Source organism: Absicoccus sp., from assembly GCF_034090965.1.
Classification (GTDB): domain Bacteria; phylum Bacillota_I; class Bacilli_A; order Erysipelotrichales; family Erysipelotrichaceae; genus Absicoccus; species Absicoccus intestinalis.
This window is the reverse complement of the sequence record NZ_JAXDRQ010000016.1, coordinates 60,606-75,728: the sequence shown is the minus strand read 5'-3', so window position 1 is coordinate 75,728 and position 15,123 is coordinate 60,606. Positions and strand designations below refer to the sequence as shown.

Genomic DNA, 15,123 nt, shown 5'->3' with positions numbered 1-15,123 from the left:
CGGATACACCGAATAAAATGCGTAAGGCTGCGGCCACGGCTTTAGAAAAAATGGCCAAGGCGGCCAAGAAAAAAGGCTTGGAACTGGTGATCAACAGTGCCCATCGATCTTATACGCAACAAGAAGAACTATATAATAAATATCATGCGATGTATGATACGGAAACAGCCGATAGTTTAGTGGCAAAACCAGGATATAGCGAACATCAATTGGGCTTAGGCGTTGATATGACCAGTCAAAATGTCGTAGATGGAAAGTATTCGACATTTGGTGAAACGAAAGAATATCAATGGATGAAAAAGAATGCCTATAAATATGGATTCATTCTTCGTTATCCATCTTCCAAAACAAGTATAACGGGTACTTCGAATGAGCCATGGCATTATCGTTATGTCGGAAAGAAAGCTGCGAAAGAATGCTATATAAACAATTGGACATTAGAAGAATATATTTTACATCACGGTTTTGATACCAAAATAATATATGCCGAGTAGATTCTACTCGGCACCTTCATATTCATCATCATTGTCGTATTCATCATCGTCATTTTTGGGTTCGGGTGGATCCATCTTGAAAATAGGTCGAATGGTCATTCCTAGCAATAAGTAACGAACGACATCAAAAGCAATATAGAAAATAAACGTTCGTACTGGATACGTAGTATCTTCCGCTCGAATATAGCCAATAAACGTTGGCAAATAACAAGCAATGCGAATCAATTCACCTAAGATACAAGCTTTAACCAGTTGTTTGGATCTTGGATGTTCATAATACATGAACAATACCGGAATGGTCCATAGAATAGCACTGATCAAACAAGAAACAAACATATCATGATTGGCAAAAATGTATTGGTAATCATTGCTGGCAAACAAACTATGAAAGATTTGAATGAGAATAGGGAATAGCCCTAAACTGCTATAGACCACAATACCAATACGCACGGCCAGTTTTTGATACGTTAAGGTCTCGACCAAAGCCTCCGATACCTCATCATCAATTTCTTGATGAGGCAATTCCACTTGTGGCTGCTCCATATCTACGACTTGTACGGTATCATCTTCTCCCATATTCAATTGTGATATGGTTTTCTTTTGTTGCTTCGCTAGATCTTTGGCAAAACGAGGATCTTCAAAATTGCCATTTTCATCGACTTCAACGATATGATCAAAAAAGACCTTTGAAGACGGATTATTTTTTAAATAATCGCCCGTACTCCATAAGACTTGTAGCTTTACGATCATGCAAACCAGTAAAACCAAATACGAAAGCAAATGTCCCATATCGGTAATGGCCGTGGAAATAGGCACATACAACATGGCTACCGACAAAGCAAAAGCTACCCAATAGATATAACGATATATTTTCGATCCCGTTGTCAATAAGATAAAGATGACCATATAAATACCAACTTGCGAAAGCAAAATACCAGATAACAACACATCAAAACCATTGGCATCCACTTTTAAAAAAGCCGTATTTAAGGCATAAGCCACACCTACACTATAAGCAATCAAAAAAAGAAGCGTAATCAATAGGCGTCGCTCAACACGTCTTCGACAATTTCGATACAGGATCAAATCTTGTTGATTGACATTATTCATATAATTTATTATATCATATATAGAAATGGAGATAAAATATGAAGCAAACTGTAACATTACATACAATCGTAGAAAAAGCACATTTAGCCTCTACCATGAAAAGTGGATCCTTGGACGTTTTAGCCACCCCACAGATGATTGCTTGGATGGAACAAGCCGCATGCATGTGTTTGAAACTTGAAGAAGGACAAACCAGTGTTGGTATTGCGATGAATGTGACACATGATGCTCCAAGTCCACTTGGCGCCGAAATTACCATTCAAGCCACAGTAACTGAACAAAAAGGACGTATTATTCATTATGAAGTGAAAGCATATCAAGGCGATACATGTATTGGTAAAGGGGAACATACACGCTGTATTGTCAACAGTGAGAAGTTCTTGGCAAAAGTATATAAATAAACGTTGGAAGACGAATGACATTCCATTCGTCTTTTTTCGTTGCGAAAAATGGGACCAGATGGGTCAAAAGTGAAAATAAGACAGAGAAAATCGGTCTAAAATCGCCAAAAATAGCATGTTTTCGCAAACTATGATAGTATAAGTTTATGAATAAGAAGAATCAAAAGCGATTACAAATGCTGAAAGACAGTTATCGTCATCATAAAAAAGGTCTCTTTATTACGGTCTTGGTGATTTTCGCTTTAGTTATTTGTGTTCCGCAAGTGGATGCTTTGATCCATCCCAAACGCTACATTGCCTGTAGCGGAGATACCTTGGAAGTAACCGTATCTTATTACGCTAAAAATGATGAAGCAGGGCAACGTGTTGTATCGATTCCACGGGGATCGGAAGTTGAACTACGCGAATTGGGTGAAAAGACATCAACTATCGTATATAAAAACGAGACATTGACCGTAGATAATGATCATTTAGTCGATAATCTAGAAGATGCGATTCAAATTAAATATGTGTATCCTCGACGATTATTAAATTTATTGATCAATAAACAAGGAAAGCTTTCGGACATGGTGGTTCGTAAAGGCGAAAAAGTGAAAGTCGTTTCCGTCAAAACGGAAGACCTAGATCGTAAGACCGGTCGTATCCAATGGTATCAAGTCAAGAAAAATGGTAAAAAATATTGGATCAATGGAGCGCATGTTGAAACAACCAAAAGTGCTGCCACTGCCAATTATGCCCAAGACATTACGTATTCAACCTATTGGGATGATTATTATGGTAAGGGATACTCCAAAGATGCCTATGTTGATCAAATCGATTATAAACCACAACCGGCCTCTCGGTATGCAGACAATCCGATTCGTACGGATATCAATTCGGTTCATGTTTCTCTCAGTAACTTAAAAAATCATAAAAAATATTATTTATCACTGATCAAAAAAACCGGAATCAACTCCATTACCATTGAATGTAAAGGCGATGGCGGAAATCTATTCTATGATAGTGATGTTCCCAAGAAATATTTATCCAAACCATCTGAAGCTTTGACGGGATCTGTCATGTCAAAACAAGAATTGAAAGATTTGATTCATGAATTTCAAGATGCCGGCTATTACATGATTGCACGATGTGTCACATTTAAAGATTCCATTTTTGCGAAACAAAATAAAAAAGAAGCCATTGTGGATAAAAAGGGCAACTTTATTGAAATCAATGATGAATATTGGCCAAGTATTTATTCACGCAAAGCCTGGATGTACAATGTGGACATCTGCAAAGAAATTGCCCAGATGGGCATCAATGAAATTCAATTTGATTATTGCCGTTTTCCAGATGGTACAGCCAGTCAAAAAGATGATTTGAATATGCGCAATACATACAATGAAAGTAAGGCCGCTGCCATTCAAGGCTTCTTTACATACGCAAAAGATCAGATTAGTCCGTATCATGTGTATGTGGCCGCCGATGTTTTCGCATGGCCGATCGTTGTGCAAGATGACCAAGATATTGGCCAGTTCTTCCCAGCCATTGCGAATGTTGTTGATGTCGTTTGTCCGATGCCATATACCGATTTATTCTCTCAAGGCGCTATGGATATTGCCGATCCAACCGCGGTGCCAAAGAAAACCTTGTATAAGTTCTCCACCATTGCGAAGCGACAAATGGATGAAATTGGCACCCAAGCTATCTATCGAACTTGGATCCAAGCCTATAGTCCATTTGATGCAAGCGACGTCAAAGCGGAAATCAAAGGAATCAATAAAGCTGGATTTGAAGGCTATCTAATTTGGTTTGGCAATGGGGATCCCAACGATCTAAAAGGTGTACAAAAAGGTTTTGTTGATAGTAAGATCAAAAACTGAGCAATCATTTGCTCAGTTTTTTATATAGGCCCAAAAGGATCAGGGCCCCTAAGGTATCAATGCCTACATCGATGGGACTGCCACTTCGACCCGGAATAAAGAGTTGATGGAATTCATCTGTACAAGCATAAAGGATAACGATCCCAAGCGTTGTTTTAATAGTTGGTTTTTCTTGTGCATGATAGACACAAAAAGCCAATAAAGCATAGATAGACATATGCGCTGCCTTGCGAATGAACCACACCTGTATATGCCCATGAAATAAATGATAAAACCAACCACTTTGCAGATTCGAAGCACTCGCATTTTGATTGGAAAACCAGAAAATTAGGATCATCACCAATATCGAAAGAAGTTTCCACACAAGCTTACGCATGTTGCACCTCCAATAGTTGAATCGCTAATTGATATTGTTCTTTAGAAAACAAATTATATGTCTTGATACAATGGCCTGGAAAATCAGCACGCATATCAATATCATCCAATACAAGATACACTTGGATATGATGGGCTTCAATATAAGCACGAATCTTATGAGGACGGGATTGATTTTCTTTTGAAGTTGTATCGATGACATAGGAATCCAATTGACGCAAACTCAATAACGCTTTGATTTGCTTCAAAGAATAAAATTCTTTCCAAGAAGAGGTCACAACGATTTTTAAATCAAACCGATCACAAAGATTTTTGACATATCGACAAGCATCCACATCGAAATTCGTATTGACCTGACCAATCGTATAAGTCGGGATGTGTAAAAAGCCTGGATGCTTCCATATACGCAACCATTTCTTTCGATCTGGCTTGACCTCTTGTTTATACATATAGGGATTAATGACCCCATCAAAATCTAAAAAAAGAATTCCTTGCATATAAAATATTGTAACCGAGACTCAACGCTTTTCCAACTGTGATAGAATAGAAACATAGGAGGAACTCACATGAAGCAACATATCGTCCTATTAACAGGCATGTCTGGCGCTGGAAAATCAAGTGCTATGAACGCCCTTGAAGATTTAGGCTATTATTGTATTGACAATTTTCCTAAAGAATTATTACCTCAATTGGAAAATGTCTTACAAAAAGAACAAAAATACGAATATATCGCATTATCCGTTAGTGCGATTGATTATATGACCTTTTTTAACTTTTTCGATGACACTTCATCGGATATCCAGATTATTTTCTTAGATTGTAGCGATGAAGAATTATTATTACGCTATCGTTTTACGCGAAGAAGACATCCCCTGATTGCCAATGGTATGGCTACGACATTAGAAGAAGCCATTGAATTGGAACGGGATTACTTCAATAAAATGCAAGGCAATCAAAAAGGAACCATTCATTTTGATACGACCAAGATGTCAACATCCGAACTCGCAAAGCGGATTCGCAATCGCTTTAAAGGCAATGATACTGCCAAATTTACGATTACTTTTCAATCGTTTGGCTTTAAACATGGTCTCCCCATGGATGCGGATATAGTGATTGATGTACGCTTTTTACCCAATCCATTTTATGAACCCGCATTGCGAAAGAAAACCGGAAATGATAAAGCCGTGTATGACTATGTCATGATGGCGCAAGAAACCCAAGATTTTATTACTCGTTTGAAAGCTTACTGTGATTTTGTGTTTGCAGCTTATAATGAACAACACAAATCCCATATGATTGTTGGCGTTGGCTGTACAGGTGGACAACACCGCTCTGTGACCATTTGTAACTGGTTATACGATACCTATAAAGATACCTATCGTTGCTTTAAAAGCCATCGCGATATCGGAGATCAAGAAATCGGATGAAAAACGTAGTCGTAATTGGTGGCGGATCGGGGCTTTCCAGTATGTTGAGCGGTATGAAAAAACTGGAAAATGCCAATATCACGGCCATTGTTACCGTTGCTGATAATGGTGGCAGTACCGGCCGATTACGCCAAACGTATAATGTTCCTGCAATTGGTGATATTCGCCATGTCTTGACTGCCATGGCCAATGTCGAAGATGAATCGTTATTTGCCGAACTGATGAATTATCGATTCAGTGGCAATAAAGATATTGGGGGACATAATTTAGGGAATCTGATGTTTTTGGCTTTAATGGACATTACCGGATCCTTTATGGGAGCCATTGAAGCCATTAGCCATGTCTTGAATGTACGGGGGAAGATCGTACCAAGTACCTTAGATATTGTGACTTTGTATGCGATGATGGAAGATGGAACAATGATTCGTGGGGAAGAATCCATTCCTAAAGCCCACAACAACATCAATAAAGTCTTTTACCAACAAAAAGTCCATCCCTATTTGGATGCACTGGAAGCTATTCGTGATGCTGATTTGATTATCTATGGAATTGGATCGTTGTATACCTCGATCATCCCGAATTTGATCATTCCCGAAATTAGTCAAGCCATTCATGATAATCCATGTCCAAAGATATATTTTTGTAATGCGATGACCCAGCAAGGAGAAACCGATGGGTATAGTGTAGAAGACCATATTCGTGCCTTAGAAAAACATTCCTTTAAAGACGCTGTTGATCTTGTGGTCGTGAATCACTCGTATATCCCAAGACCCATATTGGAGACGTATGCGAAACAGCATTCCTATCCAGTGGAAATCAAAGAAACCGAACATGACTATGGCATTATGCAACGATTATTGGTACAATTTGATGTCCAAGGACGCATTCGTCATGACCCGAAAGCAGTTTGTACAGCGGTGGCCGAAATCTTGGAAAAGATAGATAGTAAGGAGGATCTACGTGTCCTTTACCAGCGAAGTGAAAAAACAAATCTGTAAAGAACCAACCGATCGAAATCAAGCACGGGCACAAATTTGTGCCCTCTTTCAAATGCGTGCCAGCATGCATATGAACTTTCGTGGTTTGTCGGTTTCCTATCAAACTGAAAACGCAACAATTGCCAAACATCTGTTTCAAATGTTGAAACAAGTATATGGGGTCAATCCACGTTTATCGGTCATTCGCAATATGCGTTTAAAAAAAAGCAATATGTATCGCGTGGAAGTATATGATAAAGCCAGCGAGATCTTAGATGATCTCGGCATCTTGACCGATACGGGCATCCACTATAAACCCTTGGGACGATTGATCCGATCGGATAAAATGGCACGAGCTTATTTGTGTGGTTGTTTTCTAGCCAGTGGATCGATCAACGATCCCAAAACCGCCAATTATCATTTGGAGATGTCAACCACCGAAACGGAGCTGGCCCAAGCCGTTCAACATTTGATGGAACGCTATCATTTACCTGCGAAGATCACCAAACGCAAAAAATACGAAGTGATCTATTTAAAAGCGGGTGAAAAAATTGCTGATTTTTTACGGTTGTGCAATGCCAGTCAAGCCCTGTTTGATTTTGAAGACAGCCGCATCCAACGTGACTTCTTTAATCAAATGACACGGCTGGATAATTGTGAAGTGGCCAATGAAATGAAGACCCAAAAGGCCGCCAAAAAACAATTAGAAGCCATCGCGATCCTGGAGGCCAATCCGCAAAAGGTTGATATTTCGGATAAGATTCGTCATGTGATGGAAATTCGCAAACAATTTCCTGATGCCAACATGAATGAATTGTGTGAAGAAGTCTATCGTGCCTATGGCGATATCATCTCAAAATCGGGAATGAAGCATCGCTTGAATCGGATCAAAGAGATGGCGGCATCCATACAGGAGGAATCCACATGAAAAAATTCATATTATTATTAGCCTTGGGTATATTGCTGAGTGGATGTTCCAGTTCCATTGACCTACAAAAACATACATTTACCTATGAATTGGGCGCCGATGTCTATGGCAATCCCAAGCTCTATATCAAAAATGCCGATCATTACGACACCAAGAATATGAAGGTCGTACCCCAATCCAAAGGCATCTATAAAGAAAAGAATCGTTTTGTGAACAAAGGAAAAGAGTATCTCGTTTGTGGTACCTATGATTTTACCTTGATCAATGGAAACCAAAAAATCCCATTTAAGATTAAAATCAAAGATACCCAAGCACCGCTGGTCAATCAATCACCAACTGAAATCACATGTAGCGTTGGTGCCGAACCCGATTATCAAACCGCTTTTGATGCCAGTGATCTATCCGGCGTGAACTATGAAAGTGATGTTGATACATCCACCACCGGAACCAAAGCCACTACCGTACGGATCTATGATCGATTTGGCAATACAGTTGAAAAAAAAGTGAATATCGTCGTGCAATAGTCTATAATGATTGACATGACAAAGGCAGATAAGATCTTGATCGTTGGTATCATGATTCTTTCGATTGGTTTGATTTTTCCTTTATTGCACAATGCACCGACATCCAAAGTCGCGGTTGTCCAAGTTGCCAACAAAGAAGTATTACGCATCGATCTAAGACAGAATAAAGAATATACCGTAAAAGGGAAGTTGGGACCGGTTCATATTCAGGTGAAAGATGGTGCAGTTCGCGTGCGACAAGAAAACAGTCCACATCATACGTGTTCCAAACAAGGATATGTATCCAATGCGAATACGCCCATTGTTTGTCTTCCCAATGAAACCGTGGTTCAAATTGAAGAGGGAAATGATTCCAGTGAGGATACGGTGATTCAATGATGAATACAAGAAAAAGTGTCAATTTAGGATTTTTGATGGCCGTGGGCATTCTTTTACAACTCATTGAAAGCTTTGTGCCCATCGTGATGATCGTTCCCGGATTTAAGATTGGACTCGCCAATTTAGCTAGCTTATTTGCATTGATGATCTATGATAAAAAATCCATGTGGATCGTCGGTATGGGTCGGATCTTTTTAAGCGCCATACTACAAGGGACGCTTTTTAGCGTCGCCTTCTGGCTTTCGTTATCTGGCGGCTTGTTGAGCTTGCTGGCGATGTCGATTGGTGCCGATGTCAAGGTATTTTCTATCTATGGCATTTCCATCTTGGGAGCCGCTTTTCATAGCGTAGGCCAAGTGATTGCCGTAACATGGATCTATCAACAATATTTTATGCAGCTGTTTTTGCCAATCTTATTGGCCCTTTCCATTGTGAGTGGTTTAGTTGTGGCCATCCTATCACAAAAAATGCTGGATCGATTGAAAGGAAGGATGGTTGAATGACGCAACCATATATGGGCGCTTTAAAACAAGTCGAACGCCTAATGCAAGATAGTTTGGGAACGTATTCGCAAAATTCCATGAATCAATTACATGATCTTTGTATCCAAATGAGCCAGGATCCCGTGTATGATGTGGATTATTTAAAATTGATGGAATTATATGGCCGAAAATATCGCAAAGAAAAAAACGAAGAAGCCTTACGATTTGTGGTCATGCGCATGCAACAAGTTTCCTTAGCCAGACAAACGCCCAAACGTACATATGCAGGGATCGTTTTTACCAATCGACCATTGGATGCTTTTACCATAGCCTTTCTAAAAGAATTTCCATCCCTTTTACATACGTATGAAGAACGCTATAAAGTACGTATTTTGCAGATTGCGACGCTCGTTTTTGTGGTGGCACTGATCGTATTGGTCTTGCTTTTTCATTTATCTTTTTTGATAATTTGGCTGTCCTTGCTTCTTATGTTTGGTGTTTTTGTTTATTATACCTTTCAGTATGGATATGCCTCCATTGTCAAAGAGCAAATGCAAGATTTGATTCAATTTGTGGATCCCACTTTGAAAAAGTTAGATGAAAGACAGATGTCCAAATGATTTGTGACATCTATTTTTTTATTCACAACGGTTGCTAAATACTTCACAAGCAGTTACAATATAGATAACTATGCGGAGGTTGTAATGACTACGAATAATAATAATAAAAATGTACCAAAAGCCACCTTTCAAAGATATCCAGTTTATTTAAAAGCCTTACGAAAATTAAAAAAACACGGTGTGGAACGTGTCATGTCCAAAGAATTGGCCGAACTGGTCAACATTGAACCCACAACGATTCGTCGTGATTTTTCTTTTTTAGGCAATCTAGGCAAACAAGGCTACGGCTATAGTGTAGATCGATTGGTCGAGATCTTTAATCAGCAATTGGGAGTCGATTTTGACGAGAAGATCATTCTCATTGGAGCAGGAAACTTAGGACGCGCTTTGATGAACTACAACAAATGGGATTACGTTGTCGGTGAAATTGTTTGTGCCTTTGATCGAGATAAATCAAAGATCGGGATGGAATTATATGGTGTTCCCGTCTATTCGATGGATGAACTAGAAGAAAAAATTCCGCAGGGATGTCACATTGCGATCTTAACGATCACGCACGGCGTTCAAAAGACTGTTGATCGCTTGGTGGAGTGCGGCATTACCGGATTTATTGATTTTACATCCAAGCATTTTAATGTCCCAAAAGGGGTTGTTGTCAAGAGCGTGGATGTGGTATCATCAATACAAGAATTGGTTTTTGAATCCAATTCCATGAATAAAAAAGCATAGAAACAGGACGGACATATCGACAGTAGCGACTTGTGATGGTGAAAGACAAGAATAGATATCGAAGAACACCTGTGGAGCTGGACTGGAGAAAATAAGTAGACAGTCTCGTTCGATACGTTACATCGATCAAAGGGTACATATTCATATGTAAATGAGGATGGCACCGCGGTTTATTAAATCGTTCCTTTTAGGGAGCGATTTTTTTATTTTCTGGGAGGAGAAGAACAATGTTAGTTAAAAAAATGAAAGAACAAGCCGCCCAATTGGATGGTCAAAAAGTAGACATTCAAGGGTGGGTGCGTACCAATCGCGCTAGTAAAAAAATTGGTTTTATCGTGATCAATGATGGATCGTGTTTTACCAATGTACAAGTCGTTTATGAACAAGATCTACCAACCTTTGAACAAGCGGGAAAGATCACCTTGGGATCGGCTGTAGAAGTCAAAGGAACTTTTGTATATACACCCAAAGGCAAACAATCCTTTGAGATCCATGCGGATTCCATTGAAGTATTAGGCGCTTGTGATCATGATTATCCCATTCAAAAGAAACGTCACAGTTTTGAATATATGCGCGAAATTCCACATATTCGACCACGTGCCAACAGCTATTATGCGATCTTCCGTTTGCGTTCGGTGTTGAGCATGGCCATCCATACCTTTTTCCAAGACCAAGGCTTTGTCTATGTCCATACACCAATCATTACGGGCAATGATGCCGAAGGAGCTGGCGAATGCTTTACTGTCACGACCCGCAAAGACGATAAATATGATCAAGATTTCTTTGGAAAACATGCGCAATTGACCGTATCTGGTCAGTTACATGTCGAACCCTTTGCATTGACGTATCGCAATGTCTATACCTTTGGACCTACGTTCCGTGCAGAAAATTCCAATACGACTCGTCATGCCTCGGAATTCTGGATGATCGAACCCGAATTGGCCTTTGCCGATTTAGCCGATGATATGGATTGTATTGAAGCCATGATCAAATATTGCATCAACTATTGTTTGGAACATGCACCCGAAGAAATGGCATTCTTCAATCAATATGTCGATAAAGGCCTGTTGGAACGAATCACGCATGTTGCCAATTCTCCATTTGTGCGTATGACCTATACCGAAGCAATCGAGCATTTAGAAAAAGCCAAAGATCAATTTGAAAATCAAGACATCTATTGGGGCATGGATCTGCAAAGTGAGCACGAACGCTACATTTCCGAAAAGATCGTCAATGGTCCCGTATTCTTGACGGATTATCCAAAAGACATCAAGGCTTTCTATATGCGTGTCAACGAGGATCAAAAGACCGTGGCCGCTTGCGATTTATTGGTTCCTTACGTGGGAGAATTGGTTGGCGGTAGCCAACGAGAAGAACGATATGACGTACTAGAAAAACGGATGCAGGAATTGGGTATGGATCAATCCACCTTGCAATGGTATCTGGATCTGCGTCGTTTTGGCGGATGCAAACATTCCGGCTTTGGTTTAGGATTTGATCGTATGCTGATGTATGTGACTGGCATGCAAAATATTCGTGATGTCGAACCATATCCAAGAACACCAAGAAACTTGATTTTCTAATCACTGCCGTCACATTGACGGCTTTTTTAAAGTTTGGTATAAATACGGTATGGCAAAGAAAACATTTCATTCGATATCTCCTGTTCGTCGTTCAATATTATTGGTCACGACCATTGCCTTGATCGTTATTTCGATTTTTTTATATGTCACACGACCTACCGATGTGGATCGGATCAATGAAACCTATTTGGATACGATCCAAGATACCCCCATCTTGAAAAATAATATCAAGACCCATTTTAACCAAAATTATCAAGTGAAGACCTATACCATGTATGGCGAATCACTCAAGCTCTATCACGATACAGCACTAAACAAAACGGATGCACTGATGGGCGCGAATTTGGTCTTGGTCAATGTCGAGACCCAGGAAGAAATCAATTATACCTTTGGTTCAGGTGCGGATGAAGGCATCAAGACCAATCAATTGGATCCTGGATTGTATGAAGTCTATGTGTATGATCATTTTGAAAAAAAACGCGTATACTTCAATAAAAAGGTGCACATGGAACCCTTTGAAACGGTTCGTCGAAAGCATCGCGTGAAACATATTTCCATGGATGCCGATACCGATTATTTAAAAGATCAGGACATTCATCTAAAAAAGAATTATGCCTTTATTTCCGTTACGGAAAATATTCCCAAAGCCGATACAGTCGACGTGATGATCGATCCATGCGGTGATATTTATGATACCGAAAACAATCAAGTGGCCGATGGATTAACGGCGGGAAACCTGACGGAACAAGCCGAAGCGTATGATTTTGCCACCAAAGTCAAGGCAGAACTCGAAAAATATGGTTTAAACGTGCAATTGACGCGCAAAAAAGAGGGGACCCCTTCCTATAGTGGTCGAAGTGGTCGTGTAGCGAAAGGGTATGAACACAAAGCCAAGATCTTTTTAAGTGTTGGTTTTAGTCAATACGATACGACGGAAAAACCATTCATGATGGTTTCGCCACATACATCGGGGGTATTAGCCGATAATATTTCGTATATCATGCAAAAAAATGGTATCAAAATGGATGATACCCAATCCAGTGCTCGACAACTGCATGAAGATGGAGTCCTTTTTGATGGCTATAACGATGAGAATGATAAATACGAAGTCTGGCCACAATTGCGTGAAAGTGGGGGCAAAGCAACTTATGCGGGTCGTACCACTTCATCCAAAGAAAATCAACGCTATAAAGATAGTCCAGGTATGTATGGTGTCTATTTCCAATTTTTGAATGGGGACGATACAAGCAGTATTCAGTATTACCAAAAGAATAAGACCAAAATAGCCAAAGCATTGGCCAAAGGTGTTGCTTATTATTTGGATGTAAAGAAAGAAGGATCAAATTGAAAGTCAGTTTAAGTCGGATCCAGAAAAGCTATGGTACCCAGATGGTTTTGAATGGGGCTGGCTTGACGGTCAAAGCCAAAGAAAAAATTGGCTTGGTCGGTCGAAATGGTTGTGGCAAGACCACCTTATTAAAGATCATCTGTCAACAAGAACAACCCGATAGCGGACACGTCGTGATTGCCAATGATACTCATGTGGGGTATCTATCGCAAATTACTTTTTATGATCAAGACAATACTGTCTATGAAGAATTACTCCGAGCTTTTGACCATGTGCGACAACTGGAAAAAGATCTATTGAAACAAGCCGATATTTTGGCAACCGATGCCAGTATGGTGCAACTTGAAAAATACGATCGCATGCAAAATGAATTCGAAATGCTCAATGGGTATAATTACGAAGTAGAATTAAAAAATGTCTTCTTTCATTTTTCGTTTACAGAAGAGGATCTGAATAAACCCATCAAAGCGTTTTCCAGTGGTCAAAAGACGCGCATTGCCTTGGTAAAATTGTTGTTGTCCAAACCCGATGTCTTATTGCTGGATGAACCAACCAACCACCTCGATGTTGAATCGATCGAATGGTTGGAAGGGTATGTCAAAGCGTATCCATTTGCCATTATCGTGGTCTCTCATGATCGGGTCTTCTTGGATCATGTTTGTGATGAGATCATTGAAATTGACCATGGCAAGACATTGCGCTTTCCGGGCAATTATACCCATTATGTGCAAGCAAAAAAAGAATATATTGCCAAAAATCATGAAGCCTATATTCGGCAGCAACAAGAAATTCAACGCTTAACGGCATTGATCGATAAATTTCATGCTAAAAGTTCTAAGGCCGCTTTTGCGAAGTCCAAACAAAAATATCTGGACCGGATGGATACGATCGAAGATATGCAAGCGGATCATTCCCAAATGCGTGCCCATTTTAGCTCGGCTCGCAAAGGAGGCAACCAGGTCTTAGAAGTGGAACATCTCCAAATTGGTTATGATCAAGCGTTGAGCACCGTTGATTTTTCCTTACGAAAAGGTTGGCGTATGGCCATTGTGGGGCCCAATGGCATTGGTAAGAGTACCTTGGTCAAGACCTTGATCCAAAAGATCCCACCCTTACAGGGAACGTATCAATGGGGCCATCAAATCGATGTGGGCTATTTTGATCAGGAAAGTGCCCAGATGACATCGGATAAAAATGTATTGGATACTTTGTGGGCACATGATTCCATGGCCAATCAGACCGAGATTCGGAATATTTTGGCTTCCTTTTTGTTTACTGAAAATGAAGTCTTTAAAGATGTCAATACACTATCCGGTGGCGAACGTGTTCGCTTAGCCTTAGCTTGTCTGATGTTGGAACACGACAATTGTTTGGTTTTGGATGAGCCCACCAATCATTTGGATATTCCGAGCAAAGAAGCCCTGGAAGATGCTTTGATGCAATACGATGGAACCGTATTGTTTGTATCACATGACCGGATGTTTCTGAAAAAGATGGCAGATCATGTGCTGGAAATGGGGCCAGAAAGCCATGTGTATGCCTTGTCCTATGAGGAATATCTCGAGAAGAAAACGGCCGATGATCTAGAAGAGATGCCACTGCAGCAACAAGAAAAAAAAGAATCCAAAGTCACTTTTCAAGATACCAAGCAGTTAAAGAATCGGGTCGCTAAATTGGAAACGCTCTTGGAACGTGCGGAATCGGAGCTGGAAGCATTACGTGACAAACGATTTGAACCCGAATATTACCAAGACTTTCGCAAGATGGACCAGCTCAATGCGCAAATCGATGAAAAACATAATGAAATTGCGCATCTGGAACAGGAATGGGAAGAAAAGATGGCCCTTTTGGAGCAAGCCACTTAGAGCACGATCGTGCTCTTTTT

At 40.0% G+C, this 15,123-nt stretch carries 17 protein-coding genes; 14 read left to right on the top strand and 3 right to left on the bottom strand.

The annotated features are described in order from the left end of the window. Nucleotides 1-494, top strand: a 494-nt coding sequence (locus SOS22_RS02895; protein ID WP_320596267.1) for a M15 family metallopeptidase, incomplete at its 5' end; no start/stop codon positions are given. 3 nt (nt 495-497) lie between these two features. On the opposite strand, the gene SOS22_RS02890 is transcribed toward SOS22_RS02895, so the two are convergent. Continuing rightward, nucleotides 498-1,604: a hypothetical protein gene (locus tag SOS22_RS02890; RefSeq protein ID WP_173445789.1), complete on the bottom strand. Its 1,107-nt coding sequence runs from the start codon at nt 1,602-1,604 to the stop codon at nt 498-500. 38 nt (nt 1,605-1,642) lie between these two features. On the opposite strand from SOS22_RS02890, the gene SOS22_RS02885 reads away from it, so the two are divergent. Next, nucleotides 1,643-2,005 (top strand): thioesterase family protein, encoded by a 363-nt coding sequence (locus SOS22_RS02885; protein WP_273344054.1) that lies wholly within the window; start codon nt 1,643-1,645, stop codon nt 2,003-2,005. A 146-nt stretch (nt 2,006-2,151) separates the two neighbouring features. Then, nucleotides 2,152-3,867 carry a putative glycoside hydrolase gene (locus SOS22_RS02880; RefSeq protein ID WP_273344056.1) on the top strand — a complete coding sequence of 572 codons (1,716 nt, stop codon included), beginning with the start codon at nt 2,152-2,154 and terminating at the stop codon, nt 3,865-3,867. Nucleotides 3,868-3,871: 4 nt separating this feature from the next. Here the strand turns inward: SOS22_RS02880 and SOS22_RS02875 are convergent, their stop codons facing one another. Both SOS22_RS02875 and SOS22_RS02870 read right to left on the bottom strand, forming a co-directional pair. Beyond that, the gene (locus tag SOS22_RS02875; protein ID WP_173445791.1) at nt 3,872-4,243 is read right to left on the bottom strand and encodes a VanZ family protein; all 372 of its coding nucleotides are present in this window, start codon (nt 4,241-4,243) and stop codon (nt 3,872-3,874) included. Further along, nucleotides 4,236-4,739 carry an HAD domain-containing protein gene (locus SOS22_RS02870; protein WP_320596266.1) on the bottom strand — a complete coding sequence of 168 codons (504 nt, stop codon included), beginning with the start codon at nt 4,737-4,739 and terminating at the stop codon, nt 4,236-4,238. Before SOS22_RS02870 ends, SOS22_RS02875 begins: the two co-directional genes overlap by 8 nt. Nucleotides 4,740-4,808: 69 nt before the next feature. Here SOS22_RS02870 and rapZ point away from each other — a divergent pair, with 69 nt between their 5' ends. The 11 genes from rapZ (at nt 4,809) to SOS22_RS02815 (ending at nt 15,103) form a co-directional block, all read left to right on the top strand. Continuing rightward, nucleotides 4,809-5,669, top strand: a complete 861-nt coding sequence (gene rapZ, locus SOS22_RS02865) for an RNase adapter RapZ (protein ID WP_128519569.1) — start codon at nt 4,809-4,811, stop codon at nt 5,667-5,669. Further along, the gene (locus SOS22_RS02860; RefSeq protein WP_317313150.1) at nt 5,666-6,667 is read left to right on the top strand and encodes a YvcK family protein; all 1,002 of its coding nucleotides are present in this window, start codon (nt 5,666-5,668) and stop codon (nt 6,665-6,667) included. Before rapZ ends, SOS22_RS02860 begins: the two co-directional genes overlap by 4 nt. Further along, the gene (gene whiA, locus SOS22_RS02855) at nt 6,630-7,574 is read left to right on the top strand and encodes a DNA-binding protein WhiA (protein ID WP_320325766.1); all 945 of its coding nucleotides are present in this window, start codon (nt 6,630-6,632) and stop codon (nt 7,572-7,574) included. Before SOS22_RS02860 ends, whiA begins: the two co-directional genes overlap by 38 nt. After that, on the top strand, nt 7,571-8,098 hold the full coding sequence (locus tag SOS22_RS02850; protein WP_320596265.1) for a hypothetical protein: 528 nt from the start codon (nt 7,571-7,573) through the stop codon (nt 8,096-8,098). Before whiA ends, SOS22_RS02850 begins: the two co-directional genes overlap by 4 nt. A gap of 15 nt (nt 8,099-8,113) precedes the next feature. Beyond that, nucleotides 8,114-8,476: a NusG domain II-containing protein gene (locus SOS22_RS02845; RefSeq protein WP_320325764.1), complete on the top strand. Its 363-nt coding sequence runs from the start codon at nt 8,114-8,116 to the stop codon at nt 8,474-8,476. After that, complete coding sequence (locus tag SOS22_RS02840; protein ID WP_320596264.1) at nt 8,476-8,979, top strand: Gx transporter family protein; 504 nt, start codon at nt 8,476-8,478, stop codon at nt 8,977-8,979. Before SOS22_RS02845 ends, SOS22_RS02840 begins: the two co-directional genes overlap by 1 nt. Further along, nucleotides 8,976-9,578 (top strand): hypothetical protein, encoded by a 603-nt coding sequence (locus SOS22_RS02835; RefSeq protein WP_320596263.1) that lies wholly within the window; start codon nt 8,976-8,978, stop codon nt 9,576-9,578. The genes SOS22_RS02840 and SOS22_RS02835 overlap by 4 nt, the downstream gene beginning before the upstream one ends. 84 nt (nt 9,579-9,662) lie before the next feature. Then, complete coding sequence (locus SOS22_RS02830) at nt 9,663-10,307, top strand: redox-sensing transcriptional repressor Rex (RefSeq protein WP_320596262.1); 645 nt, start codon at nt 9,663-9,665, stop codon at nt 10,305-10,307. Nucleotides 10,308-10,534: 227 nt separating this feature from the next. Then, nucleotides 10,535-11,890 carry an asparagine--tRNA ligase gene (gene asnS, locus SOS22_RS02825; RefSeq protein WP_320325760.1) on the top strand — a complete coding sequence of 452 codons (1,356 nt, stop codon included), beginning with the start codon at nt 10,535-10,537 and terminating at the stop codon, nt 11,888-11,890. A 49-nt stretch (nt 11,891-11,939) separates the two neighbouring features. Further along, nucleotides 11,940-13,238 (top strand): hypothetical protein, encoded by a 1,299-nt coding sequence (locus tag SOS22_RS02820; RefSeq protein WP_320596261.1) that lies wholly within the window; start codon nt 11,940-11,942, stop codon nt 13,236-13,238. After that, nucleotides 13,235-15,103: an ABC-F family ATP-binding cassette domain-containing protein gene (locus tag SOS22_RS02815; RefSeq protein WP_320596260.1), complete on the top strand. Its 1,869-nt coding sequence runs from the start codon at nt 13,235-13,237 to the stop codon at nt 15,101-15,103. The genes SOS22_RS02820 and SOS22_RS02815 overlap by 4 nt, the downstream gene beginning before the upstream one ends. The last annotated feature ends 20 nt before the right edge of the window (nt 15,104-15,123 follow it).